The following is a 25,661-nucleotide window of genomic DNA, read 5'->3' as shown; positions in this document are numbered from 1 at the left end:
GGATGCGTCGGTGTCCACCCCCGGCCACCGTCAGCTCTCCTTGGCCCTGGCAATATACCGGCACAAGATGTGGCAAGTGGGCCAAATCGCCCGTTGTTTCGGGCGTTCCAAGGATCGGGTTCACGCCTGGCAAAATGCGCAAGACGTGATGTGACACCAGTGACACCAGGGGGATCGGCACCGTGACCGCGGCATCAACAGCAGACGGCTCGTTCGAGCAGGCCCCTCCCGAACCGGCCGGGATCCTCGCCTCGGCGCTCGTCCGGCGGGCACTGGAACGTTTCTCCGGGACGCTGCGCGTCGAGGGCGGGCAGGACGGAACGGTCACGATGCGGGACGGCCTCATCATCGCCGCGTCCACTCCCGCCTCACCCGGTCCCGAGTCGCTCCTGCTGCGTTCCGGCCGGATCTCGGACGACCAGTGGACCGAGGCGTTCGCCACCGCCGCGCCCGCCGGCCGGCTGCCCGCCGAACTGGTCGACCGCGAACTCCTGGGCTCCGCGGGATTGCAGGTCATCACCCAGGTGGCGGTCATGGACGCGGTCTTCGCCATGGCGCTCTGCGGAGTGCAGACCTGCACGGCACGACCCGCGGGCGAGGACGACCTGGCGCCGCTCCTGCCCTCCGAGCCGGGCATCGACGTCGACAGGCTCCTGCGGGAGACCAGGCGCCGGCTCGCCACCGCCGCGGAGTGGCGGTCGCTCGGCCTGACCTTCCACACCCGGCCCCAGCCGGTGCACGACGTCGAGGACCCGCCCGTCAACGAGGCCCGCGCCGAAGTGCTGGCCAGGGTCAACGGACGGCGCACCGTCCGCGACATCGCCTTCGTCCTCGGCCGCGGCATCTTCTCGGTGATGAACGACCTGGCCGTCCTCGCCCAAGGCGGCCTCGTGGACCTCCATCGATGACCCCGCGGCTCAGGGCGCCCGCACGTGTTCGGACGCGTCGGAAGCCGCTCGTTCACCGCCGGTGCGCGGCGGTTGGACGGAGGCTTCAGGGACTGCCATGTGGGCTCACGGCCGCATAGGCTCACGGTGTGGACAGGCGCATTTTCGGGCTTGAGAACGAGTACGGCGTCACCTGTACCTTCCGGGGGCAGCGGCGGTTGTCACCCGAGGAGGTGGCTCGTTACCTGTTCCGCCGGGTGGTGTCGTGGGGCCGTAGCAGCAATGTGTTCTTGGCCAACGGCGCGCGGCTGTACCTGGACGTGGGAAGCCACCCCGAGTACGCCACGCCCGAGTGTGACAGCGTCATCGATCTGGTGACGCACGACAAGGCGGGGGAGCGGATTCTGGAGGGTCTTCTCGTGGACGCCGAGCGGCGGCTGCGCGAGGAGGGCATCGCAGGTGACATCTACCTGTTCAAGAACAACACCGACTCGGCCGGCAACTCCTACGGCTGTCACGAGAACTACTGCGTCGGCCGGCAGGGGGAGTTCGGCCGGCTGGCGGACGCGCTGATCCCGTACCTGGTGACCCGTCAGATCATCTGCGGGGCGGGGAAGGTGCTGCAGACGCCGCGCGGCGCGGTCTACTGCGTCTCGCAGCGCGCCGAGCACATCTGGGAGGGCGTGTCGTCCGCGACGACGCGGTCCCGGCCGATCATCAACACCCGCGACGAGCCGCACGGCGACGCCGAGCAGTTCCGGCGGCTGCATGTGATCGTGGGCGACTCGAACATGAGCGAGACCACGACGCTCCTGAAGGTCGGCGCCACCGACCTGGTGCTGCGGATGATCGAGGCGGGCGTGGTGATGCGCGACCTGACGCTGGAGAACCCGATCCGGGCGATCCGCGAGGTCAGCCATGACATGACGGGCCGCCGGAAGGTGCGGCTGGCCAACGGCCGCGAGGTCAGCTCGCTGGAGATCCAGAAGGAGTACTTCGGCAAGGCCAAGGACCTGGTGGACCAGCGCGGCGGCGACGCGACCGCGAAGCGGGTGCTGGACCTGTGGGAGCGGACGCTGCGCGCGGTGGAGACCGGCGACCTGGACTCGGTGGCCCGGGAGATCGACTGGGTGACCAAGTACCAGCTGATCGAGCGGTACCGGCGCAAGTACGACCTGCCGCTGTCCTCGCCGCGGGTGGCCCAGCTCGACCTGGCCTACCACGACGTGCGCCGTGACCGCGGGCTGTACTACCTGCTGGAGAAGAAGGGCTCGGTGGAGCGGGTCGCCAAGGACCTGGAGATCTTCGAGGCCAAGTCGGTGCCGCCGCAGACGACGCGGGCGCGGCTGCGCGGCGAGTTCATCCGCAAGGCGCAGGAGAAGCGCCGCGACTTCACCGTCGACTGGGTGCACCTCAAGCTCAATGATCAGGCGCAGCGCACGGTGCTGTGCAAGGACCCGTTCCGCTCGGTCGACGAGCGCGTCGACAGGCTCATCGCCGGCATGTGATCCCGCGCGGCGTCCCGCATCGCGGGCGAACCACCAGATCTCCCCGTCGGTCTCGGGGCGGAGGTACGTGGCCTCCTGCCGCCCGGCCAGGCTCCGGGCGGACAGGCGGTCAGAGGCGGTGCGTCCGGGATGGTGTCTGTCGCGGGCTCCGGGCGGAGGATGCGCGGCCTGCGGCTTCGTACGCCGGTTCGCGCCGTGGTTGGGCCGGGGGCTCCGCCGAGCGGCCCGCTCGCGGTCAGAAGACGCGGTCAGAAGACGCGGTCAGAAGACGCGGTCAGAAGACGCGGTCAGAAGACGCGGTCAGAAGACGCGGGCGAGGTCCTGGCGGAGAATGGTGGCCATGCTGTGCTCGGCGAGCGCGGCGATGGTCATGGAGGGGTTGCAGGCGCCGGTGGAGCCGGGGATGCGGGCGCCGTCCAGGACGTAGAGGCCTCGGTGGCCCAGGACGCGGCCGTGGCGGTCGACCGCGTCGCCCATGGGGACGCCGCCGAGGCCGTGCCAGGTGGAGGGGGCGGCGGCGTTTGTGTCGATCATGGTGCCGCCGCCGGCTCGGGTGAAGGCGTCCATGCGTTGCCGGATCAGGTTCTGCAGGTCGGCTTCGCCGGTGGCGGACCAGGTCAGGCGGGCGTCGTCGGTGCCGGGGTCGTAGGCCCAGGTGCCGGTGGGCTTGACGATGCCGAACCCGACGACGGTCATCATCTTGACGCCCTCGGGCAGCGCCACGGGGGACCCGGCGTGGATGACGGTGAGGGGGATGGGGCTGTCGGCGGGCCGGGCGCCGACGCAGGCCGGGCCGCCCTGGCGGCTGCCGGGGTCGCCGTTCATCTGCACCCATGAGTAGATGCGGTCGCCGTTGTTGCCCCACCGGGTCCCGACGGCGTCGGGCAGGTCGGGGACGAGGTTCTTGGCGCGGGCCTTGACCAGCAGGCGGGTGGTGCCGGCGGATCCGGCGTTGAGGAAGACCGCGTCGGCGGTGATGATCTTGTGTTCCTGGACGGCGCCGTCGGTGTCGATGCGGTCGACCTGGAGCACCCAGCGCTTCTGGGCGTCCATGGTGAGGTCGCGGACCACGTGCAGCGGCGCCACCCGGACGCGGCCGGTGGCCTCGGCGGCGGCGAGGTAGGTGACGTCGATGGAGTGCTTGCCGCCGTTGTTGACCCCGAAGGACAGGTCGCTGGTGGTGTAGGTCGGGGTGTAGCGGCCCTGGAGTTCGCCGCGGACGTAGTTCCAGCCGACGGGCAGCGGAACGCGGAAGGTGTCCATGCCGGTCTGGGGCGCCACGTCCAGGAACAGCCGCGAGGACCGGTAGGGGTCGGTGGCCAGGATGTCGTCGGGGATGGTCGAGATGCCCAGCATCCTGGCGACCAGCGGGTAGTAGAGCCGGTCGAGGGCGTCGTAGTCCGCGGCGGCCGCGGGCATGGAGGCGGCGAAGTACTCCTCGTCCGGCTTGAGGGTCATGCCGTGGTACATGATCGATCCGCCGCCGACCGCGGCGCCGCAGTGTGCCGTCATGCCGTTGCCCTGGACGGATTCGATGACCCCGGTGTAGGGCTTCCAGGTGCCCGGTACGCCGGGGATGCCGCTGCGGTCCGACAGCCAGGTGGAGCGGCGGTCGACGTTGGCCATCCGGCAGAACGTGTCGGCGTTGGGCCCGGTCCGCCAGCGCAGCCCGCGTTCCAGGACCAGGGTCGCGACGCCGGCTCCGGCCAGGCGCAGCGCGGTGACGCCGCCGCCGAATCCGGAGCCGACGACGACGGCCCGTTCGCGCTGCTCGGTGACCGGTACCCGGACCGGAGCCGGCGAGGCGTGGGCCTTTCCGGCACCGGCCACCAGGCCGGCTCCGGCGGCGGCGGCGGCGGTGGTGGTGAGTACCTGGCGGCGGCTGATCTGCGGGACGGAGGCGGGAGAGGCCTCGGAGGGAGCGTTGCCCGACATGGTGACTCCAAGGTCGTCGGAGACGGGACCTCGGAAATTACATTCTCATTAATAGAGAATCAACGATGTCATGATCTGTGAACGTCATTATCTCGAGTGCGAGGGCAAGTCGGTGAGCGCGCACAACCACGGGGCCGCACGGGTGTGATGGCATCCCAGCCACCAAGAGAGGCATCGGTCTTGCAACCCACGCTTCGAAGTCACCACCCGTCAGGACGGTCTTCGCCGCGGGGGCGCCCACGTCACGCACGCCTGGAGGTGAGGCGCCCTGAGTTTGTGACGTCCGTGGTCTACATGGCGCCGGTTGGCGCCGGTCTGTTACGTGGGCTGGTCCGCGAAGGCGGGCATCACCTGGTCGTGGACCAGTCGCAGCTGGTCGCGCATGGTGGCGACGCCGGGAAGCTCCATACCGGAGAAGGCCTTGACCAACGCCGCGTCCGTGATGGCCAGGACCAGATGGTTCACGCCGGTCGACGTGATCTCGGTCTTGATCTTCTTGACGCACTCCTCCGGGGTGCCCGCCACCGAGAGTTTGTCGGCCAGTTCCGGCGACGTCAGCTCGAACGCGCGGTCCACCTTTCCTTCGCCGACGGCGGCGATGATGTCGGTCAGGTCGGCCGGGTCCACATCGTTGCGGGCCAGCTGTTCGGCGGGCATCGACGACGCGTACAGGCCGACCATCGCGCGGGCGGCGTCCTTGGCGGCGCGGGAGTCGGGGCCCGTCGAGAAGACGATCCAGGCGCCCAGGTCCAGTGAATCGGCGTCACGGCCCGCGCGTTCGGCCCCGATGCGAACGTTCTCCACCATGTACTCGTAGGCCTGTCTGGTGTAGCTCAGCGCGTGGTGAACACCGTCGGTCAGCTCTCCGGCCGCCTGGAACGACTTCGGGCCGCGCATCGCACCCAGCTTCACGGGGACGCGCTCCTGCACCGGCCGCGCGAAGGTGAACAGGCCGTTGTAGGAGAAGAACTCGCCGTCGTAGGTGATCGCGCCTTCGTCCAGCAGCGTGCGCACGACGTGGTGCGCCTCCTTCAGGCGGGACAGCGGCTTCGTCTTCGCCCAGTCGATGCCGTACTGCGCCAGCAGGCCGAAGTTGCCCGAGCCGAGCACGCACTCGGCGCGGCCGCCGGTCAGCTCGTCGAGCGTCGCCGTCGCCTGGGCGATCAGGGTCGGCTCGCGCAGGGTGATCGCCGACAGGCTCGGGCCGAAGCGGATGTTCGTCGTCTTGTCCGCCGCCGCGGCGAACAGCAGCCACAGGTCCTTGTGCCACGTCTCGTCGGCCGCGTAGCAGCCGTAGAAGCCGAGCTCGTCGGCGAGCTTGATGGACTCGATCGTGTCGTCGAGTGGATAGTCGGGCAACATCACGAAGCTGAAGCGCATGGTGCGCACCTTTCGAAGCGAAGCGACTAAACGTCCACGTTGGACATGACGTGCTTGATCCTCGTGTAGTCCTCGAGGCCGTACAGGGACAGGTCCTTGCCGTAGCCGGAGTGCTTGAAGCCGCCGTGCGGCATCTCCGCCACCAGCGGGATGTGCGTGTTGATCCACACACAGCCGAAGTCGAGCTCGCGCGACATCCGCATGGCCCGGCCGTGGTCGCGCGTCCACACCGACGACGCGAGCCCGTACTCCACCCCGTTCGCCCACCGCAGCGCCTCGGCCTCGTCGGTGAACCGCTGCACGCTGATCACCGGGCCGAACACCTCCTGCCGCACCATCTCGTCGTCCTGCCGCAGGCCGGACACCACCGTCGGGGCGTAGAAGAAACCCTGCGAGCCGACGCGCCCGCCGCCCGCGGCCACCGACGCGTGGTCGGGCAGCCGGTCGACGAAGCCGCTGACCTTCGCCAGCTGGTCGGCGTTGTTGAGCGGGCCGTAGTCGCCGTCGACACCGGTCGACGTGCCGGCGGCCTGCTCGGCGAGCGCGGCGACGAGGTCGTCGTGAACGCCCGGCGCGGCCAGCACCCGGCTCGCGGCCGTGCAGTCCTGCCCGGCGTTGAAGTACCCCGCCCCGGCGATGGCCTCCGCGGTGGCGGCGATGTCGGCGTCGTCGAACACGATCACCGGCGCCTTGCCGCCCAGCTCGAGGTGCACCCGCTTCAGGTCGGCGGCCGCGGCGGCGGCCACCTCGCGCCCGGCCCGCACCGAGCCGGTGATCGACGCCATCGCCGGGATCTCGTGCGACACCAGCGCGGCTCCGGTGTCCCGGTCACCGCAGATCACATTGAACGCTCCCGGCGGGAGGAACTCGGCGGCCAGCTCAGCCAGGAACACCGTCGACACCGGCGTCGTGTCGGACGGCTTGAGCACCACCGTGTTCCCGGCCGCGAGCGCGGGCCCGAACTTCCACAGCGCCATCAGCGCCGGGTAGTTCCACGGTGTCACCTGCGCGCACACGCCGACCGGCTCACGCCGGACCCACGAGGTGTGCCCGCGCATGTACTCGCCTGCCGACCTGCCCTCCAGCACCCGCGCGGCGCCCGCGAAGAACCGCAGCTGGTCGAGCAGCATCGGCAGCTCCTCCTGCCGGGTCAGCTCGAGCGGCTTGCCGGTGTTCTCGCACTCCAGGGCCAGCAGCTCGTCCGCGCGCTCCTCGATCCGGGCGGCGAACCGCAGCAGCGCCAGCTGCCGCTCGGCGGGCGTCGAGTCCCGCCACGAGGTGAACGCGTCCCGCGCGACGGTCAGCGCCCGGTCGACGTCCGCCGCAGCGGACACCGGCGCGGACGCGAACACCGTGCCCGTGGCCGGATCGACCAGCTCGGCCGTGCGACCGTCGGCCGCGTCCACATGGGACCCGCCGACGAAGTTCTGTACCTTCTTCATTCGCCCTCCCGGGAGATCGCGTCGCCCGCGGTCGCCGTGCTGTGCCGGTACGGCCTCAGCGTCATCATGAGGAGCAGTCCCGCTCCGGCGACGACGACGCCGGACAGGAGCACGAGGTAGTCGTCGTACCACGGCGCGTCCGGGGTGCGCGGCCACACCATGTTCACGATCGCCGCGACCCCGTACACCAGGGCGCCGACGTTCACCGCGAGCCCCCAGCGCCCCAGCGTGAACGGCCCGGCGGGCCGCCAGCCCTTGAGCCGCGCGCGCAGCGCGGCGAGCACGACCATCTGGAAGCCGAGGTAGATGCCGAGCACCGCGAACGAGACGATCTTCGTGACCGCGTCCTCGGAGAACCCGGAGACCAGCACCACCACCGCGGGCACGACGGCCGCGACCACGAGCGTGTACGGCGGCACTCCCCGCTGGTGGGAGAACCGGGCGAGCAGGCCGCTGCCGGGCAGCATCCGGTCGCGGGCGTAGGAGTAGATCAGCCGCGACGCCGCCGCCTGCAGGCTCATCGCGCACGACAGGAACGACACCAGCACGACGACCAGCACCACCTTGGCACCGAACGAACCGAACGCCGTGGTGAGCACACCGCCGACCGGGTCGGCGTCCGCACCGGAGATCACCGCGCCGAAGTCCGGCACCGCGAGCACCAGCGCGAGGCACACGAACGTCGCCGCCGCCCCGCCGACGTAGATCGTCATCCGCATCGCCTTCGGGATGCGCCGGCTGGCCTCCGGCACTTCCTCGGCGACGTCCCCGCACGCCTCGAAGCCGTAGTACTGGAAGATCCCGATCAGGCCCGCCGCGAGGAACGCGGCCAGGTAGGAGCCCTCCGGCGCTGCCCCGAAGCTGACGAACAGCACTCCGAAGTCGTGCTTCCGCTCGGCGATCAGCAACCACCCGCCGACCACGAGCGCGCCGAGGATCTCCGTGCCGAACCCGATCATCGCCGCGATGCCGAGCACCCGGGTGCCGCCCAGGTTGATCACCGTGGCCAGCACGACCATGACCATCGCGCAGACGACCGTCGTGTTCGTCGACGCCGTGAGGTCCAGCAGGGAGGCCAGGTAGGGCCCGGCACCGTAGACCACCGACGCGATCGTGACCAGCAGCGCGATCGCGTACACCCACCCGGTCATCCAGGCCCACTTCTGGCCCCACAACCGCCGCGCCCACGGGTAGATCCCGCCCGCGATCGGGTACTGCGACACGACCTCACCGAACACCAGCGCGACGAGAAGCTGGCCGAGGCCGACGATGACGAGGCTCCAGATCATCGGCGGGCCCGCCGCGGCCAGCGAGACGGCGAACAGCGTGTAGATGCCGACGACCGGCGACAGGTAGGTGAAGCCGAGCGAGAAGTTCGCCCACAGGCTCATGTCCCGCCGGAACTCCGAGGTGTAGCCGAGGTCGGCGAGTTGCCTGGCATCGGTGTCCGGCGGGGTGTCCGGCGGGGTGTCCGGCGAGGTGTCCGGGGAGCGGCCCGCACCGGCCGCGGTGTCGGTCACCGGCCGTCCTCCGACTCGATCTCGTCGAGCAACTCCTGTCCGGAAAGGACGGTGCCGGCCCAGTGCCGGTGCATCCACTCGAGATGGTCGCCCCGGCTCGCCGCGATGCGCAGCGTGTCCCAGTTGGGGAAGAGCTGCTGTGCGACGTGGACGGTCATGAGCCTCGGGTCCACCTCGAAGATGTGCTCGAAGCGCTCCACCGCGACATCGCTGACCTGCCTGGCCGGCGGCGGCGTGTGCTGCTCGTCGTAGCGGTACCCGTTCATGGCGTTTCCTCGTAGGCGCGCTGCAGCCCGTACTTGCCGGGGTTCATGATGTTGTTGGGGTCCAGCACCTTCTTCACCTGGAGCATCACGTCGTAGCCGCCGCCCAGCTCCATCGGCACGAGGTCGACCTCGCCCTCACGGCAGGAGCCGTGGCAGGCGCTGATCGAGCCGCCGTAACGCAGCGAGATCTCCGCGATGTCCCGCTTGGCCTCCACCCACGCGGCCCACGCCGCGTCGTCGAGCTCCTGCTCCCAGATGCCGACGTCGATCTCCGTGAGGTAGTCGACGCCGGTGTCCGCGCTGGTGTAGAAGAACATCCCCCAGTCGTCGAAGACCGGGTGCCGCTCGCGCAGCCGGGTGATGATGTCGTGCCAGTGCACCCGGACGGCGGGCAGATCGGTGTAGGCGATCGCGGCGTCCTCGCAGTGCCACGACATCGGCGCGACCTGCCCGGCCGCGGTCCGCCCGTGCAGCGGCGTCGCGTACCGGTCGTGCCTGGCGGCCCAGTCGCCCTGGGAGATCTCGTCTCCGAGGTAGCGCGCGCCCGCGTCGCGCGCGACGCGCATCAACCGCTTGCCGCCCGCGCGCACCTCGTCCTCATTGCCGTACGCGGCGGCGCAGACGAGCGCCCGCACGTCGGCGGGCTGCGGGATGTAGGCCTCGTCGTCGCGGCGGAGGTAGTCGACCTTCCACTCGTCGAACAGGACGGCGCCCGCGAACGTCGCCACCCCGGCGCGAGCGAGCCGCCCGAGGCAGGCATAGGCGGAGTCGAAGTCGGCGAACGCCCAGAACGGCGAGAACTCCGCCTCCGGCTTGGGATACAGCTTCAAGGTCGCCTCGGTCGCGATGCCCAGCGTGCCCTGGTGGCCCATGAACAGGTGCTTGAGCTGGTAGCCGCTGGAGCTCTTGGACACCTTGCGCCCGCCGCCGTCGCCGACCCGGATCACCCTCCCGGTCGGGAGCACCATCTCGAAGCTCAGCACCAGGTCCCTGGTGTGCCCGTACCGTGAGCCGACGAGCGACCAGCCGCTGGTGCCGATCCGCCCGCCGACGAGCGAGCACGGATAGGAGGCCGGGTCGTCGGGATAGATCAGGCCGTGCCGGGCCAGGACCTCGTTGAGCTTGAGCATGTTGATGCCGGGCCCGACCGTGCAGGTCCGGTTGTCGAGGTCGATCTCCTTGATCTCGTTCATCCGCTTGACGTCCACGACGATGCCGCGCCGCTCCGGCACCGCCCCGTCGGTCAGCCCGGTGCCGCCGTCCCTCGGCACGATGGGGATCCGGTGCGCGTTCGCGATCCGCACCACCTCGGCGACCTCCTCGGTGGTGGCCGGCATGACGACCAGGTCCGGGATCCGCTCACGCCACCGGTGCACGGGGAACGGGGCGGGCACGCGGGCCCGGTTCATCCGCGCGGTCTTGGAGGTCAGCACGTACTCGCCGCCCAGGGCGTCGACCAGCTCGCCGAGCACCCGGTCGGTCAGCCGCGCGGTCTGTGGCGCGCTCATCGGCCCGTGCTCCCGCCCACGTCGATGCCACAGGACTCGGCGAGCAGCTCGTGGAGGTCGACGACGTCGATGGCGCGTGCCTCGCCGGCCTCGGCGAGCGGCCGCTCGGACCACGGGCAGGCCGAGACGAGCGTGTCGACCTCGAGCTCGGCGGCCTTGTCCAGGCGGGCGGCGCTGATCTTCGCGGTGAGCTCCGGCTTCTCGACCGGGAGCCCGCCCCCGCCGCCGGAGCAGTAGGACCACTGGGTGACGCGGTCGACGTCGTGGAAGGTCAGCCCGGGGATCGCGCGCAGGATCTGCCGCGGCTCCTGCCAGACGCCCTTGCGCTTGTTGAGCCGGCACGGGTCGTGGTAGGTGATCGTGCGCTCGATCGGCACGGTCGGGGTCAGCCTGCCCTCGGCGAGGAACCCCGCGAGCAGCTCGACGACGAGGACGATCTCGATGTCGAAGTCGGCGCCGAAGTAGCCCGGGTAGTCCTCGGTGAACGTGATGTAGTCGTGCGGGTCGAGCACCAGCACCCGCCGGACGCCGCTCGCGCGCCAGTCGGCGAGGTTGTGCTCGGCGAAGCGCCGCGACTGGTCGCGGTAGCCCATCTCGGCCGCGGGTCCGCCGCAGCACCACTGCTCGCGCATGAGGCCGAAGTCGTAGCCCGCGCGCTGGAGCAGCTGGGCGACCGCGCGGGGCACCGAGGTCCGGTAGAAGGCGGCCTCGCAGTCGACGAAGAGGATCGTCTCGCCGCCGATCGGCAGGTCGAGGCCCTGTGCCCAGTCGCGGACGCGGTCCTGGCTGACCGGGACCTCGCCGAGCACGGGTTCGTGGGTGCGCTCGTCGGTGCGCTCGTTCCAGTGCCGGTAACCGGGCTGGTGGATGTCGTTGTCCACGGCCAGCGTGCGCATCTGCTTGACGAGGTCGACGGTGCGGGTGCGGAAGCGGTAGAAGTCGCCGGTGAACAGGGTGTTGGGGCAGCGCAGCTCGCAGGCGCCGCACTGGGTGCAGTTGACGTAGTCCTCGGCCACGTCCTCGACGGTCAGCTCACCCTGCTCCATCGCGACGACGTTGGCGTGGAAGGCGGTCGGGGTCCACGACTCGTTGCGGGTCACCTGCATGACCGGGCAGACCTCACGGCAGAACTTGTGGCCGGAGGAGAAGCAGTTGTAGGCCGCGTTGCGCCAGTCGGAAAGGAACTGCATGGTCACCGGCGCGTGATCCGAGGTGGGGGGCTCGGTTTCCGTCATGTGTTTCCTCCACATGTGACCGTGGTCACGGATAAACTTGAACGTATGACTTCATATTTCAAATGACAAGACCCGGTGGCCCGCGAGCTAGGCTCCACGTGGGCCCCTGAGGAGGAGACGCAGGTGACGGACGTCGGTGCTCGGCATGTCGTCTTCGCGCCGCTGCAGGACGGCGGCCGGGTGGAGGTCGTCGCCCGACGGATCAGCGAGGCCATCGGCCTGGGCCTGATCGCCGACGGCGAGCAGCTACCGAGCGAGCTGGAGCTGGCCGCCGCACTGAACGTCTCGACCGTGACCCTCCGCGAAGCGCTGATGCAGCTCCGCCAGCGCGGTCTGGTCGAGACGCGGCGCGGTCGCGGCGGCGGCTCGTTCGTCCGCGCGCCCGTCGACGCATCGGTGTCCCGCCTTCGCACCACGCTGCGGGAGACCGGCGTTCACGAGCTGCGCGAGATCGGTGACCACCTGCTGGCGGTGTCCGCCACCGCCGCCCAGCTGGCCGCGTCGCGCGCGTCCGCCGACCAGATCGCCATCCTCACCGGGCTGGCGGACCAACTGGCCACGGCGAAGACGGCAGGCGAACGACGCCGCGCCGATGGCCGCTTCCACATCGAGCTCGCCGCGGCCGCCCAGTCCACTCGCCTGACCCGCCAGTCGATCGACCTGCAGGGCGAGATGGGCGAGCTGCTGTGGATCCCGCTGGGCGAGGCCGTCGAGCGCGACGAGCGGGTGGCCCAGCATCGTGCCGTGGTCGCCGCGATCGAGGCGAGGGACGGCCGGCGCGCGCGCCTGCTGGTCGAGGAGCACGTGGAACTGGCCATCTCCAGGCTGATCGAGTTCCACCTGCAGCTGGTGCACTAGAGTGAAGCCCGACGTCGACCGTGGAGCAGCCATGGAAGCGATCACGTACACCGGTGACACCGCCTCGGTGGAGGCCCTGGTCCGGGACACGTTCGACGGCATAGACGCGCTCCGGTCACTGACCCTCGACGTCCACCGCCGAGCCGCGAACGAGGGCCGTGCCCCGACCACGTCGGACATGGCGTCCATCCGCCCCACAGTGCTCGAGTACCTGTCGAGCCGGCACCTGTGCGCGGGCACCGGCGTGATCGCGGCGCCCGGGGCGCTGGCCGACCAGGCGAGGTGGCTCGAGTGGTGGCGCAGGCCCGCCGCGGCCGGCGACCTGTTCCCCCTTGCGGTCGACCTGGACCCGGACAACATCGGCAGCTACGAGTACCCGCTGGCGCCCTGGTTCGACGTCCCGTACCGGACCGGCCGCCGGGTGGTGGTCGGCCCGTACGTGGACTACGCGGGTACCGACGAGTACATCCTCACCTTCTCCGCCCCGATCACGAGCGACGAGGGCTTCTTCGGCGTTGCGGCGGCCGACATCCGCGCGACGGACTTCGAACGCGTGATGCTCCCCATCCTCAACACGGAGGGTCCCGCCACCCTCCTGATCAACTCGACGGGCCGCGTCCTGGCCTCGAACACTCCGGCGGCCATCGTGGGCTCCATCATCCGCCTCGACGACCTTCCCCGCCGCCAACTCCCGCATGGCCCCGACTGGGTCGACTACGTGGGACTCCCTTGGTTCCTCGTCCGTAACTGAGCAGGCCGACCACATCGACAGCGGCTGATCGAGATCGTGCCGCCGAGCTGGCGGTGACCGAGCAGACCCGTGAGTTCTTCGACTTCCTCATGACGCCGCCGCTTCAAGACCATGGACCGTTGGACGTCGCGGCCCAGCGCATCCTGGACGCCGCGCTCGCCGAGGCGGCCGTCTCAGGCGGCGATGGACGCCATAACCGCCCGCTCACTGCCGCGCGGTGTCCCGCTGGCGGCCATGGCGGTCGTTTGATGAGATCGGTCCATGAAGACACGAGGACATGACATCGCGGTCACGCCTGTATCCGATCAGGTCGTCGTACGGCTCAAGGACGTGGTCGTCGCGACCTCGTCCCGGTCGGTGGTGCTCACCGAGACGGGCTGCCCACCTCGGTACTACCTGCCCACGGCGGACGTGAAGATGGATCTGCTCAGATCGTCGACGACGACGTCGCACTGCCCGTTCAAGGGCGACGCCGTCTACTGGTCGGTCCACACCGATGACGGTGTGGCCGAGGACGTGGTCTGGTCCTACCTGGAGCCGTTCCCCAAGGTCGCCGATATCGGCGGACTGCTCGCCTTCTGGGCCGAGAAGCCGGGCGTCACCCTCGGGGTGAACGGGCAGGCCGTGTAAGCGTCGCAGCTCGCGAGGCAGCCACGCGCAACCGACTGCCCGTCCTGAAGGCGCTGGACGAGCGTTTCCGGCCAAGCGTGGCGTGCCGCGCGCCTGCCGGGTTTGGTCTTGGCCTCGGACGCCGGCGCCCGATCCGGGATTGACATTGTCGCAACCTATGACCCATCTTATTAAGACAATGCTTGCGACATTCGGAGATGGTGGCATGCGCCAGACGGATCATGCGGAGGCCGGACGGTGGCTGGCCCGGCACGGCTTGGCCGACGCCGAGCCGTCCCCGCTGCTCGCGGTGCGGCTGGCGGTGCGGCGACGCGCCAAGGTCGTCGACAGCGTCCTGCTGGCCGCGTTCCTGATCGGCGCGGCCGCCACGCACGCGTTGACGCTGCCCGCCGAGGTCACGTCCTCCTGGTCGCCGCTGCTGGTGCTGGCGGCGCTGGTGGCCGGGCTGCTGGCGGCGCAGTGGCTGCTGGGCTGGTGGGTGCGGCGCGTCGACCGGGGCGTCGGCGCGCGGCTGTCCCGGCGGGTGGCCCATCCGGTCGAGCTCGGCTGGCCGGCGGTGCTGGGCCGGCCGTACGCCCTGTTCATGGTCGCCACCTTCACCGGCGCCCTGCTGCTGGCGGTGAGCGTGCTGCCGATCTCGGACTCGGGGTTGCGCTCCGGGGCGATCGTCGTGCTGATCGGCCTCGCCGGCGCCGGTGCCGGCGTCATCATGCAGCTGCGCCAGGTGCTCGCGAGCCCGGCCGTGGCGGACGACGAGGCGTCGCTCACGGCCGATGTCGTCATGCGGGTCGAGGACGCCCGCGCCCTCGTCACACCCAGTCTGGTGTGGTCGCTGCCGGCCATCTTCCTGTACGGAGAATCGCTCGGCTGGTGGAACGGGGTCTCGCTGGCGCTCGTGGTGGTGGGCGCCATCGCGCTCTGGCTGATCCAGATCCGGAGCACCGGCGTCGCGACGGCGGCACGGCGAGCCATGGCCACCCGATGATCGTCATCGACGCGGCCTCGCCGACGCCGCCGTTCGAGCAACTCCGGGCCCAGCTCGCAAGGCAGATCCAGGACCGCTCGCTCGCCGTCGGCACGAGACTGCCGCCGATCCGCCGGCTCGCAGCCGACCTCGGCCTCGCCGTGAACACCGTCGGCCGGGCCTACCGGGAGCTGGAGGAGGCCGGGCTGATCGAGACCCGCGGACGGGCCGGCTCGTTCGTCTCGGCCGCCGGAGAGCAGACCCGCGAGCAGGCCCACCGTGCTGCCCGCGAATACGCGGCGGTCATCGCCAGCGTGGGCATCGACCCCACCGAGGCGATCCAGATCGTCAAGGCGGCACTGGGCCATGCTCAAGCCCATAAGACCATCGGCTGACCGCCGCCATCATGTCCTCGCCCGGAAATGGTCAACGACCGACAACAAAGAACGCACCCTTCTGCCGCATTGTGCTGTCCGTGAGGTGATCCGCTCCAGCGTCTGACGGTCGAGGCCGGTGCCGAGCAGGAGCCGTCCGTGCAGGGCAGCGGGAGCGCCGACCTGATCCATCACCCGCCGCACGGTGCCGGTGCTCTCCATCGGTGTCACGTGATGAGCCGCCCGGCGACAAGCGCGGCGATGACGACGACGCCTTCACCGATGATCAGGCCGGAGGCCGCCTGATCGACCTGGATCTTCCACTCGGGGCGGCGGCGTAGCAGCAACATGCGGGCCAGTCCACCGAGCGCGATGGTCAGACCGAAGGCGGGCGGGAGCAGGACGCCCAGTCCGAGCATGGTCGGCAGCGCCGGCGTGAACGTCAGCAGGGCACCAAGGATGGTGCCCCCGGCGAGCGCGATGCCCACCCAGCTCGCGTACGACGCGGAGTGGCGGGCCGAGGACTCCACCAGGCTCACCGCTTGCGCGACCGGAACCGGGAACCGTGACCCGTCCACCGCGCCGCCGTGCACGAGGGACAGGACGAAGGCCACCCCCACGATGCTGCCCGCGATGCCTCCGACCGCCTGTGTCCACATGATCCTGCGGTTCGGCATCGCCGCACTGCCGCCGTGCACGGACACGACGACCTTGACCGTGAACGTGTAGTAGACCGAGCCTATGGCCGCGCAGCAGATCGAAGACGCGATGAAGAGCGCCACCTGGGTGGGGAACTGCAGGACGGCGAACACGGCGACGCTCAGGTACATGACAGGAGCCACCGGAGCGAACCCGGCTTCCCCTCCGACGCGGTTCATCAGGTGGGTGTAAAGCAGGATCATGCCGGCGATCAACATGATCGTCCCAACCACCCCGGCCTGCCAGGCGAGCATGGCGACCAGCACCCCGCCGGCGCTCGCCGCGATCCGGTGGTGCCGCCTGGCAGAGGCCGCCGCAGCCCCGGCCAGCGGGCGGGAGATCCGGGAGATCAGAACCAGCGACTGGCCGAGGGCCAGACCCACGCCGATGGACAGGATCGCGGGCAGGGCCAGGTGGGCGCCGAAGGGGACCGACTCACCCTGCGCCTGCCAGACGAGTCCGGAGTACAGGGATCCGGCCGCGATCGAGATGCTCGCCCGGGAACCGATCAGGGCCCCCAACCCGAGCAGGAGGGGAGACAGTGCCACACCGAGCCACGGCGGCTTCAGCGGCGCCAGTGGGAGCAGTTCGGTCCCGGTGAGGATGCCTGCCGACGCGACCGCCCCGCCGACCAGGGCGGCGCAGGACAGGACGCGACCGCCACCGTGGGCTCGGCGCACTGCGGTATCGATCAGGATGACGGCAGGCTGGAGTGTGGGGTAGGGCAGTGGCTGCCGGACCGCGAAGGAGCCGGCCACGATCCGGCCGATCACGATGCCGGCGAGGTTGGCGGCCACCGCGATGCCGACCAGTAGCGGCCAGTCGGGCACCGTCCCGGTCCGCAGCCAGATCGCCACGATGCCGGTATCCAGGGCCGCCGTGGCGAAATACCCCGAGGAGGCCACCGAGAAAGCCACGAGCAGCCGGTGTTGGTTGAGGCGGCTCCGCAGTCGCAGCAGAACGGCGGCGAGGAGCACGACCAGCGCCGCACCCCCGAACGGTGTGCCGGAACGGAAGAGCACCAGGACGTTGAGCACGCACAACAGCGCGCCGATGACAGCTCCGATGACCACCGCCTCGACGGTGGACGGCACCGACGGTTCGTCATGTGCTGGGGACGGCGCTTCCCTGGCCGCGTCCTTCGAACGGTCCGGCACGGCGCTCCCTTCAGCCGACACCGTCCGCGCGCGAGAGCCGAACCGGCAACTCCCGCAACCCTCGAATCAACATCCCGGCTCGCCAGCGCAGGTCGGCCGGATCGGCGTCGAGTTCGATCGACGAATAGCGTCGCAGCAGTTCGCCGATCGCGATCTGCCCTTCCATCCGGCCCAGCGTCGCGCCCAGGCAGAAGTGAATGCCATGTCCGAACGCCAGGTGGCCGGCTGTATCACGACTGACGTCGAAGCCGTCCGGATCGTGGAAATGCCGGCCGTCCCGGTTCGCGGCGCTCAGACCGACGACGACGAGCTCCCCGGCCGGAATGGTCACCCCGCCGTAGGTGACCGGCTCGGTCGCCTGCCGAAGGGTGGCGAAGGCCAGCGGGCTCTCGAAGCGCAGCATCTCCTCGACCGCAGGTTCGATCAGTTCCGGCCGTGCCCGCAGCGCGGCCAGCTGGTCCGGATGACGCAGCAGGGAGTAGACGCCGTTGCCGATCAGGTTGACCGTTGTCTCGTAGCCGGCCAGCAGCAGCAGGAACGCCATCGAGACCAGCTCGGTTTCGGTCAGTGACCCCTCGTCGGCGTCGGTGCTCCCGGCAAGGGCACTCAGCAGGTCATCGGCGGGTCGGTGGCGCTTCTCGGCGACCAGCGCGCGCAGGTACCGTTCGAAACGGACGGCCTGCTCGCGGATCTGTTCCGCGGTGGTATCCGGTGGCGAGGAGACCAGGTCGATGGCCATCCGCTGGAATTCCGAGCGCTGATCCGGAGATATTCCGAGCAGCTCGGAGATGACCGCGAGCGGCAGGGGAAACGCGAACGACTCGATCAGGTCCACGGTGTGACGATCGCTGATCGCGTCGAGCAGTTCCCCGGCTATCTGGTGGATCCTGGGACGGAGTCCTTCGACCCGGGCCGGGACGAAGGCCCTGGCCACCAGCTTGCGGAGCCGGGTGTGCTTCGGCGGATCGGCATGGAGCAGATGCTCGTGCATCGGCACGTCGCCGAACGGAAACTTGTTCTGGTGTCCTATCCGCACGTTGCCCTTGCCGAGTCTGGGATCGGCGAGCGCCGCTCGGGCGTCCTCGTAGCGGCTGATGAACCACGCTGGCAGCCCGCTGGGCAGCTTGATCCGGAATACCGGACTCTCGTCCCGCAGGCATGTGTAGGTGGGATACGGGTCGGCCATGAACGCCGGCTCCGCGAACTCGGTCTCCGATGGTTGCCGCACTGATCCGCTCATGACGACGCGGAGGGTGATTTTCCGCTGCCGTCACGGGGCTCGATCACCATCGGAAGTTCACTCGGATGCACGGTGGCCAGCGCCACCTCCCGGACCTTCCGGCCCGCGACCGGTCGCAGGCGCCACCTTCTGACGATCTCCGCCGTTCCGATCGTGACCTCGGCCCATCCGAACGCCTCGCCGATGCATTGCCGCCGGCCGAGCCCGAACGGAATGAAGGTACCGGGAGGAGCGTCCTCGTAGCCGCCGTTCAGCCATCTATCGGGGTCGAACCGGTGCGGGTCGGGGTAGAGGACAGGGTCGCGGTGCAGGGCGTACGGGCTGAACATCACCTCGGTGCCGGGCGGCAGCTGCACGCCCGCCAGCTCCACCGTCGAGTGGGCCCGCCGCATCAGCATCCACAGCGGGTGGTGCAGCCGGAGAATCTCCGTGATGACGCGGTGGGTGTACTCGAGCGCGGCCACGTGCTCGAATCCCACGGTCTGGTCGCCGAGAACGGAGTCGATCTCCGCGTAAACCCGCTTCTCGACGTCGGGATGCCTGCTCATCTCGTGGAACAACCACGACAGGCTGAGGGTCGCGGTCTCCGTGCCCGAGACGGTGATCCCGATGATCTCGTCGTGCAGCTGGTCATCGGTCATCCCCTCCCCGGTCGTGTCGTCGTGCGAGAGGAGCAACATCGACAGCAGGTCGTTGCGGTCCCCGGGGTTGGCGCGGTACTCCCTGATGACCTCGCCGATGACCCGCCGCAGCCGCTCCTTGGCCTCGTCGATCCGCCGGCTCTTGCCGACCGGGAGCCGGTTCAGCAGCTCGGCCGGCGACAGCGTCCTGCTGACGATCCCGCCGAGGAGGATCGGAATCGACCGTTTGAGCTCGCGCACCGCTTCGCGGCCCAGCTCCGAGGAGAACAGCGTCTTGGCGACGGTGTCGATCACCAGCTCCCGCATCTCGCTGTGCAGGTCCACGACCTGACCCGCTGTCCAGGACTCGGCCTTCGCCGTCGCCTCCGCACGCATGATCTCGGCGTACTGTTCGACGCGCTGACGGTGGAACGCCGGCTGCATGATCCGACGCTGCCGAACGTAGAAGGAGCCGTCTGAGAAGGGGATGCCGTTGCCGAAGACCTGGCGTGCCTTGTCGAAGATGCGCCCGTTGTTCAGGTGTCGTTGCTCGGCGACGAAGATGCGATGGATCGCCTCGGGCGAGTTGGCGACGTACACGGGCGTACGGCCGAGGTAAATACGTACCAGGTCACCGTGAGACCGGAGCGACTGGACGAATTCCAGAGGGCGGCGTTTGAAGGGGGTCATATGCCCGAGCATGGGGAGCCGGCCCGGCACGGTCGGAATCGCTGACATCGCTTTCGGCATGGCTAAGACTTCCTCTTGTCTCGTTGACCTGTGTTCGCTCCGCCGGAGCGTGCTCGCCCCGGTGGGGGTGCACCGAGTCACCTGTCACAGTGCGCAGACCCTGTGAGGCTCTGCGTGCACCAACCCCTTCACCGACCTGCTTTCCGCGCTTCGACGTGCACGGTTTACTGCGATCTTCCGGCAGCGGTGACGTGCACGTTTCCTCGTTTCGGCCCCTGGTGAATGGCGGTCCTCGTCTCGAGGCGGTGTCACGACCGTATGTTCGTGCACGCGCGCCGTCGTGTCGGCATTTCACGTGACAACACCTCGCCCGACCTGCCGTCACGCCAGTTGCCGACATGCGGAGGAACGCCGCAGCCGCTTAACGTCGAGTGCATGTCAGATGTGCGGCGATTCTCGGACCCTCAGTCGGTTCTCGATTGTCTTGCGATCCTGTGTCTCGATGCGATCGTGTGTCTTCACCGCGGAGTGGCCGCCGACCCTCGCCGAATTGGTCTGACCCTTCCATTCGATATGCAGGAAGAGCTGTGCGGCCGGAGAACGGGTGAGCCGAAGAGATTGGAGCGCCAGCCGTGGTGAGCACTACCGTCAGCCGTCGCTGGGAGCCGAAGAACCCGGAGTACGAACAGGTCGTCCGAGCCGCGTTCGCGCGCCAGTCGGCGATGGCGCTGATCGGCGCCACTCTCGACCTGGTCGAACCGGGGCGGGTGGACATCGGACTGCCCTGCCACGAGCAGATCATGTCCCATATCCCGCCGGTGGTGCATGGCGGGACCATCGGCATGATCGCGGACAGCGCCATGGGCTTCGCGGCACTTACCCTCAGCCCTGCGGAGCGTGGCGGCGTCACCGCCGAATACAAGATCAACATGCTGTCACCCGCGATCGGCGACAAATTGGTGGCACGCGGGACCGTACTCAGGGCGGGCAGCAAACTGACCATCGCACAGGCCGAGATCTTCGTCTTCGGCAATGACGGGGAAAAGCGCGTCGCCATGGCCTTGGGCACCTTGATCCCGCTCTAGCGGCCGTTCCGCGGACACGGGCATTCCACCACCATCCCTAAGGCAGGCGTGGCATGAGTGAAACGCACGTCAGTACGTTGCTGTACGCGAAGGACGACCGTGTCGCCCGGATCACCCTGAACCGGCCGAAGCGCGGTAACGGAATAACGCTCGACATGACGCGGGAACTCGCCCAGTGCGTGGAGCGGGCCAACCTCGACCCCGACGTTCATGTCATCGCGCTGACGGGTGAGGGTCCCGGATTCTGCGGCGGATACGACCTTGCGGCGAGTGCGGAGTCGCTGAGCGGCTACGACGTCGACGGCCCCGCGGGAAACGGTCCAGCGCCGGCCGGGAGCCCGCTGGACCCGATGGTGATCGCCGGCAACCACGACCCTCGGCAGGTGTGGGATCCGGTCACCGACTATCAGATGATGCTCCGCAACGTTCGGGGCTTCATGTGCCTGCTGCACTCCGAGAAGCCGGTGCTGTGCAAGGTCCAGGGCTTCTGCGTGGCCGGCGGGACCGACCTGGCCCTGTGCGCCGACCTGCTCGTCGTGGAGGACGCAGCCAAGATCGGCTATCCGCCGGCCCGCGTCTGGGGATCACCGACGACCGCCCTGTGGTCGGCGCGGCTCGGGGTGGCCCGGGCCAAGCGGCTGCTCTTCACCGGGGACTGCCTGTCCGGCCGCGAGGCCGTCGAGTGGGGTCTGGCGTGTGACAGCGCGCCGCGCGAGGAACTGGATGAACGTTTCGAGACGCTGGTGCAGCGCGTGGCGCGGATGCCGATCAATCAGCTCGTCATGCAGAAGGTCCTGGCGAATCAGGCCCTGTTCGCGCAGGGACTGCACGCGGCTCAGGTCCTCGGCACCTTCTTCGACGGCATCGCCCGTCACACACCGGAGGGCTACGCCTTCCAGGAACGCGCCGCCACATCAGGCTGGCGCGAGGCCGTCCGCATGCGGGACGAGCCGTTTGGCGATATCGGCAATCCAACCTTCAAGGGGTGAACAGTGATCGCTCTTGGCGAAGTCACGGAACTGATCCAACGGAAACTGCGCAACAGGCTGCCGGACGGCCTGGAGTTGAACGGGGACACCCGGCTGGACCAGCTGGGGCTGTCCAGCCTCCAGATCTCCGACATCGTCTTCACCATCGAAGACCGTCATGGTTTCGAGTTCGACCCCGCGAGGGCCGCCGGCATCCAGACGGTCGGCGACATCCTGGCGCTGGCGAACGAAATGCTGGCGGACGCGGCCAAGACCACGTTGGGATGAGCTGCGCGTGAACGGTAACGAACATCGGTTGTTCATTCTCGTCGCGTCATTGGCTCCGCTCGCCGGGGTCGCCATCGCCATGGCGGCGCTGTGGAACAACGGGGTCGGCCTGAGCGACGTGATCGTGCTGGTCGTCATGTACACGATCGGCGCACTGGGCGTCAGCGTGGGCTTCCACCGGTTGCTCGCGCACCGTTCCTTCAAGACCTACCAGGGCGTCAGTGACGCGCTGGCGGTGGCGGGCACGATCGCCGCGCAGGGCCCCCCGATCATCTGGGCCTCGCACCATCGCCGGCACCACCGTGTGGCGGACAAGGACGGTGACCCGCACAGCCCGTACTTCAACGGCGAGGTGGGGAAGCTGGGGATTCTGAAGGGCCTGTGGCACTCCCATCTGGGCTGGCTGCTCGACAAGAACCTCACCTCCGATCCGATGCGCTACTGCCCCGACCTTCTTCGTGACAAGCACCTGCGCTGGATCAGCCGGCATTTCATCGCGGTCGTGGTGGCGGGCCTGCTTCTGCCGGCCGCTCTGGGATTCGCGCTGACCGGAGAACCGGCCGCCGCTCTCACGGGCTTCCTGTGGGGCGGTCTGGTTCGCGTGTTCCTGCTCAATCACGTCACCTACGCGGTCAATTCCATCGGCCACGTCTACGGGCGCCGGAGGTTCAGCACACCGGACGAGTCGCGGAACGTGGCCTGGCTGGCGATCCCGTCGTTCGGTGAGGCCTGGCACAACAATCACCATGCCTTTCCGAAGTCGGCCACCCACGGCATGCGGTGGTACGAGCCGGACCTCAGCGCGCTTTTCATCGAGACGCTCCGGAGGTCCCGGCTCGCGTGGGACGTGATCCGTATCCCCTCGGAACGGCAAGCCGCGCGAGAGGCGGGACTGGCCAGGGCCGGCGGCGGCAGATTCGCCCCCTCCGCACCTGTCCCTCCCCTGGCCGAGCGCAAGGGGCCCGACTCGGCCGGCGTCGCAGACGTCGAGTGACCACCGCGGCGGCAGGAGGAAGTCGGATGGAATCGCTCTGGGATGCGCTGCTCGCCGCCGAACGCGGCCGGCTGCACTGCTGGACCGGTGCCGGGTTCACCACCGTCACCTGGCCCGACGTTGTGGCGGGCGCACGCCGGATGGTCGCCGGTCTGCGCCGCGCGGGAGTCGGCCCCGGCACGACCGTTCCCGTGGTGCTCACGAACACCATGGAGACCGTGCAGGGCACCCTCGCCGTCTGGCTGGCCGGCGGGGCGGTGGCGTCCTTGCCCGTTCCCGCGCGCGGTATGGAGATCGACGCGTACGTCCGCCAGATCGACCAGCTCTGCCGGCAACTCGGCGGACCGCTGCTGCTCGCCGACGGAGCGATGTTGCCCGCCCTGCCCGAGCCGACGCGAGCGGCGTTGCGGGCTACGGCGTGGCAGAGCCTGGTGGACAGCGGGACGGCGGAGGAGACACCGCCCGGTGATGACGAGCTGGCCTTCGTCCAGTATTCGTCGGGCAGCGTGGGCCGTCCCAAGGGATGCATGCTGACACCACGGGCGATCTCCGCCCAGCTCGATGTGATCATGAAGATGACGGCGGCCCAGGGGGAGGAGATCGTCTCCTCGTGGCTTCCGCTCTCCCATGACATGGGCATGTTCGGCTGCCTGCTCTTCTCCTGGGCGTACGACTCCTCTCTGGTGCTGTCCACCCCGGAGAGGTTCACTCTCTCGGCCGGCACGTGGTTCGGGGACATGGCCGACTTCGGCGCCACGATGACCGCCGGGACCAATACGGGCCTGCACCTGGCGACCCTGGCCCGCAGGCGCCGTCTCCGCGCGCCGCTCGCCCTGCGCTGCGCGGTCATCGGCGCCGAGCGGATCGAACGCCGAACGCTGCAGGCCGCGTGCGCCGCGTTCGCCGAGGACGGGCTCCGCCCGGATGCCCTCATGCCCGCCTACGGGCTCGCCGAGGCCACCCTGGCGGTGACGGCGGCGCCCGCCGGCACCGCGCCCCGGTTCATCACGGTGGACCCGATCCGGCTCGCCGGCAACAAGGTGAGCATGGTTCCGCCCGGCGACCCGGTCGCCACCACGCTGGTGAGCTGCGGCCGGCCGGCTCCCGGCATCGTCCTGGGCGCGTTGCCCGCCGACGCACTGGGCGAGGTCGTCGTACGGTCTCCGAGCCTGGCCTCGGGCTATCACGGTGATCCTGAACTGACCCGGCAGCGGTTCGCCGCCGACGGCCTGCATACCGGGGACCTCGCCTTCGTCGGCGACGGCGAGCTCTATCTCGTCGGCAGGCTCGACGACCTCGTCTCCGTCGGCGGCCGCAACGTCTACACGCGCGAGATCGAACTCGCGGTGGACACCCTGGCGCCGGTCCGGCGCGGCTGCTCGACGATCATCGATCTCGGCGGTCCGGACACGCCGGGCCGGCTGGTCCTGGTCACCGAACTCCGCAACGGCACGATCGACTATCAGTCCGTCGCGGACGACGTGGCGGCCATCGCCATGGCCAAGGCCGGCGTCGAGGTCGGGGAGTGCGTCTTCGTACGCCGCGGCGCGGTGCCGAAGACGCCCAGCGGCAAGATCCAGCGGTACCGCTGCCGACAGCTGCTGATGGCGGACGCGCTGCCGACGGTGGCGACCGTGGGATCGCCGTCATGAGGACGGCAACGCCCCGGCTCACCATCCTCCTCGTCGGAGCGTCCGGAGTCGTCGGGCAGGCGCTCATCCCGAAACTGGCACCACACCGGGTGATCGGGCTCACCCACCGCCAGGTGAACCTCACCGGCTGCGAAACGTTGCCCGGCGACCTGACGCGACCGTGGCTCGGCCTGGCCGGCGAGGATCACCGCCGCCTCGCCGCCGACGTCGACGTCGTCATTCACAGCGGCGCGCTGACCGAGTGGGGCCTGAAGTACGAGCGTTACCAGTCGGTCAACGTGGACGGCGCGCGGCACGTCCTCGAACTGGCCGAGCAGGCCCGCGCCCCCGTGCACTTCATGAGCACGTGTTTCGTCCATGCGCTCGCCCCGGCCGCGCCCGTCACCATGAGCGAGAGCAACGTCGTCCTGCCGTACATCACGTCAAAGCTTCAGGCGGAGCGCCTCCTACGGGAAAGCGGTCATCCGGTGACCATCTACCGTCCGACCAACCTGGTCGGGGATTCCCGCACCGGCGCCAGCAGTGAGCCCCAGATCGTGCAGGCCGTCTCGGACTGGATCTGCCACGGGCGGGCACCGTACTTCCCCGCCCACCCCGGCAACCTGATCGACGTCGCGCCCCAGGACATGCTCGCCGACGCCGTACGGTGCGCCGTCGAGGCCGGCGATGTCGGCGCCGACTACTGGATCACCTACGGCGACGCGGCCATGGCGGTCGAAGAGACGCTGGAGATATGCCTGGAGCACGCGCACCGGCGGGGCCGGCCGGTCCCGGCGCCACCGATCGTCGACCCGAGCCGGCCGCTGCCGATCCCTCTCGACGATGTCGACCCCTGGTCACGGTCGTTCGTCAGCGTGCTGCTCGATGTCAGTGAGACCGTCGCGGCCTGCGGCGGTGTGCTCCCCAGTTCGCTGGCCGACCTGCGCGCCGCCCACGGTCTCGAGCCGCCGTGCGACAGGGAGTCCTATCGGCGGAGCCTGCGGTACTGGGCCGAGGCCGCATGACCGCCC

25 protein-coding genes are annotated in these 25,661 nt (G+C 69.5%); 14 read left to right on the top strand and 11 right to left on the bottom strand.

Features of this window, described 5'->3' with window-relative positions:
- The first annotated feature begins 182 nt into the window (after window positions 1-182).
- Together ABZ810_RS43130 and pafA are read left to right on the top strand one after the other, a co-directional pair.
- Entirely contained in the window at window positions 183-908 is a 726-nt protein-coding gene (locus ABZ810_RS43130; RefSeq protein WP_358413157.1) for a hypothetical protein, read from the top strand.
- 128 nt (window positions 909-1,036) lie between these two features.
- Window positions 1,037-2,395 carry a Pup--protein ligase gene (gene pafA, locus ABZ810_RS43125; RefSeq protein WP_358413155.1) on the top strand — a complete coding sequence of 453 codons (1,359 nt, stop codon included), beginning with the start codon at window positions 1,037-1,039 and terminating at the stop codon, window positions 2,393-2,395.
- Window positions 2,396-2,695: 300 nt separating this feature from the next.
- On the opposite strand, the gene ABZ810_RS43120 is transcribed toward pafA, so the two are convergent.
- The 7 genes from ABZ810_RS43120 to ABZ810_RS43090 form a co-directional block, all read right to left on the bottom strand.
- Complete coding sequence (locus ABZ810_RS43120; protein WP_358413153.1) at window positions 2,696-4,330, bottom strand: GMC oxidoreductase; 1,635 nt, start codon at window positions 4,328-4,330, stop codon at window positions 2,696-2,698.
- Between the two features lie 318 nt (window positions 4,331-4,648).
- The gene (locus ABZ810_RS43115) at window positions 4,649-5,710 is read right to left on the bottom strand and encodes an LLM class flavin-dependent oxidoreductase (RefSeq protein ID WP_358413151.1); all 1,062 of its coding nucleotides are present in this window, start codon (window positions 5,708-5,710) and stop codon (window positions 4,649-4,651) included.
- Between the two features lie 26 nt (window positions 5,711-5,736).
- Window positions 5,737-7,152: an aminobutyraldehyde dehydrogenase gene (locus ABZ810_RS43110; RefSeq protein ID WP_358413149.1), complete on the bottom strand. Its 1,416-nt coding sequence runs from the start codon at window positions 7,150-7,152 to the stop codon at window positions 5,737-5,739.
- Window positions 7,149-8,672, bottom strand: coding sequence for an amino acid permease (locus ABZ810_RS43105; RefSeq protein ID WP_358413147.1), 1,524 nt, complete (start codon window positions 8,670-8,672; stop codon window positions 7,149-7,151). The genes ABZ810_RS43110 and ABZ810_RS43105 overlap by 4 nt, the downstream gene beginning before the upstream one ends.
- Entirely contained in the window at window positions 8,669-8,938 is a 270-nt protein-coding gene (locus ABZ810_RS43100) for a hypothetical protein (RefSeq protein ID WP_358413145.1), read from the bottom strand. The genes ABZ810_RS43105 and ABZ810_RS43100 overlap by 4 nt, the downstream gene beginning before the upstream one ends.
- A complete protein-coding gene (locus tag ABZ810_RS43095) occupies window positions 8,935-10,446 on the bottom strand; it encodes an FAD-binding oxidoreductase (protein WP_358413143.1) in 1,512 nt (503 codons plus the stop codon). Before ABZ810_RS43095 ends, ABZ810_RS43100 begins: the two co-directional genes overlap by 4 nt.
- Window positions 10,443-11,681, bottom strand: coding sequence for a (Fe-S)-binding protein (locus tag ABZ810_RS43090; protein ID WP_358413141.1), 1,239 nt, complete (start codon window positions 11,679-11,681; stop codon window positions 10,443-10,445). Before ABZ810_RS43090 ends, ABZ810_RS43095 begins: the two co-directional genes overlap by 4 nt.
- 123 nt (window positions 11,682-11,804) lie before the next feature.
- Here ABZ810_RS43090 and ABZ810_RS43085 point away from each other — a divergent pair, with 123 nt between their 5' ends.
- The 6 genes from ABZ810_RS43085 to ABZ810_RS43060 all read left to right on the top strand — a co-directional run bounded on the left by ABZ810_RS43085 (window position 11,805) and on the right by ABZ810_RS43060 (window position 15,279).
- Window positions 11,805-12,539, top strand: coding sequence for an FCD domain-containing protein (locus ABZ810_RS43085; RefSeq protein WP_358413139.1), 735 nt, complete (start codon window positions 11,805-11,807; stop codon window positions 12,537-12,539).
- A 31-nt stretch (window positions 12,540-12,570) separates the two neighbouring features.
- Window positions 12,571-13,290, top strand: a complete 720-nt coding sequence (locus ABZ810_RS43080; protein ID WP_358413137.1) for a cache domain-containing protein — start codon at window positions 12,571-12,573, stop codon at window positions 13,288-13,290.
- Between the two features lie 53 nt (window positions 13,291-13,343).
- On the top strand, window positions 13,344-13,571 hold the full coding sequence (locus ABZ810_RS43075) for a hypothetical protein (RefSeq protein WP_358413135.1): 228 nt from the start codon (window positions 13,344-13,346) through the stop codon (window positions 13,569-13,571).
- Window positions 13,552-13,920 (top strand): DUF427 domain-containing protein, encoded by a 369-nt coding sequence (locus ABZ810_RS43070; RefSeq protein WP_358413133.1) that lies wholly within the window; start codon window positions 13,552-13,554, stop codon window positions 13,918-13,920. Before ABZ810_RS43075 ends, ABZ810_RS43070 begins: the two co-directional genes overlap by 20 nt.
- Before the next feature lie 205 nt (window positions 13,921-14,125).
- A complete protein-coding gene (locus tag ABZ810_RS43065) occupies window positions 14,126-14,905 on the top strand; it encodes a hypothetical protein (RefSeq protein WP_358413131.1) in 780 nt (259 codons plus the stop codon).
- On the top strand, window positions 14,902-15,279 hold the full coding sequence (locus tag ABZ810_RS43060) for a GntR family transcriptional regulator (RefSeq protein ID WP_358413129.1): 378 nt from the start codon (window positions 14,902-14,904) through the stop codon (window positions 15,277-15,279). Before ABZ810_RS43065 ends, ABZ810_RS43060 begins: the two co-directional genes overlap by 4 nt.
- 9 nt (window positions 15,280-15,288) lie before the next feature.
- Here ABZ810_RS43060 and ABZ810_RS43055 read toward each other — a convergent pair whose 3' ends face one another.
- The 4 genes from ABZ810_RS43055 to ABZ810_RS43040 are packed head-to-tail and all read right to left on the bottom strand — an operon-like array spanning window position 15,289 to window position 19,724.
- Window positions 15,289-15,480 (bottom strand): hypothetical protein, encoded by a 192-nt coding sequence (locus ABZ810_RS43055; protein ID WP_358413127.1) that lies wholly within the window; start codon window positions 15,478-15,480, stop codon window positions 15,289-15,291.
- Between the two features lie 5 nt (window positions 15,481-15,485).
- A complete protein-coding gene (locus tag ABZ810_RS43050; protein ID WP_358413125.1) occupies window positions 15,486-17,114 on the bottom strand; it encodes a hypothetical protein in 1,629 nt (542 codons plus the stop codon).
- Between the two features lie 10 nt (window positions 17,115-17,124).
- Window positions 17,125-18,354, bottom strand: coding sequence for a cytochrome P450 (locus ABZ810_RS43045; protein WP_358413123.1), 1,230 nt, complete (start codon window positions 18,352-18,354; stop codon window positions 17,125-17,127).
- Complete coding sequence (locus ABZ810_RS43040) at window positions 18,351-19,724, bottom strand: cytochrome P450 (RefSeq protein ID WP_358413121.1); 1,374 nt, start codon at window positions 19,722-19,724, stop codon at window positions 18,351-18,353. The genes ABZ810_RS43045 and ABZ810_RS43040 overlap by 4 nt, the downstream gene beginning before the upstream one ends.
- Before the next feature lie 575 nt (window positions 19,725-20,299).
- On the opposite strand from ABZ810_RS43040, the gene ABZ810_RS43035 reads away from it, so the two are divergent.
- Genes ABZ810_RS43035 through ABZ810_RS43010 form a run of 6 tightly spaced genes read left to right on the top strand, consistent with a single transcriptional unit; the run spans window position 20,300 to window position 25,655 of the window.
- Window positions 20,300-20,749 (top strand): PaaI family thioesterase, encoded by a 450-nt coding sequence (locus ABZ810_RS43035; RefSeq protein WP_358413119.1) that lies wholly within the window; start codon window positions 20,300-20,302, stop codon window positions 20,747-20,749.
- 53 nt (window positions 20,750-20,802) lie between these two features.
- Entirely contained in the window at window positions 20,803-21,738 is a 936-nt protein-coding gene (locus tag ABZ810_RS43030) for a crotonase/enoyl-CoA hydratase family protein (RefSeq protein ID WP_358413117.1), read from the top strand.
- A gap of 3 nt (window positions 21,739-21,741) precedes the next feature.
- The gene (locus ABZ810_RS43025) at window positions 21,742-22,005 is read left to right on the top strand and encodes an acyl carrier protein (RefSeq protein ID WP_358413116.1); all 264 of its coding nucleotides are present in this window, start codon (window positions 21,742-21,744) and stop codon (window positions 22,003-22,005) included.
- A 7-nt stretch (window positions 22,006-22,012) separates the two neighbouring features.
- Window positions 22,013-22,999 (top strand): fatty acid desaturase, encoded by a 987-nt coding sequence (locus ABZ810_RS43020; protein ID WP_358413114.1) that lies wholly within the window; start codon window positions 22,013-22,015, stop codon window positions 22,997-22,999.
- 26 nt (window positions 23,000-23,025) lie between these two features.
- The gene (locus ABZ810_RS43015) at window positions 23,026-24,651 is read left to right on the top strand and encodes an AMP-binding protein (RefSeq protein WP_358413112.1); all 1,626 of its coding nucleotides are present in this window, start codon (window positions 23,026-23,028) and stop codon (window positions 24,649-24,651) included.
- Window positions 24,648-25,655, top strand: a complete 1,008-nt coding sequence (locus ABZ810_RS43010; RefSeq protein WP_358413110.1) for an SDR family oxidoreductase — start codon at window positions 24,648-24,650, stop codon at window positions 25,653-25,655. The genes ABZ810_RS43015 and ABZ810_RS43010 overlap by 4 nt, the downstream gene beginning before the upstream one ends.
- The last annotated feature ends 6 nt before the right edge of the window (window positions 25,656-25,661 follow it).

It is taken from the genome of Spirillospora sp. NPDC047279 (assembly GCF_040643285.1).
Taxonomy (GTDB): Bacteria; Actinomycetota; Actinomycetes; order Streptosporangiales; family Streptosporangiaceae; genus Spirillospora.
Note: the sequence above shows the minus strand (reverse complement) of the source record. Positions and strands in the feature narration are given on the sequence as shown.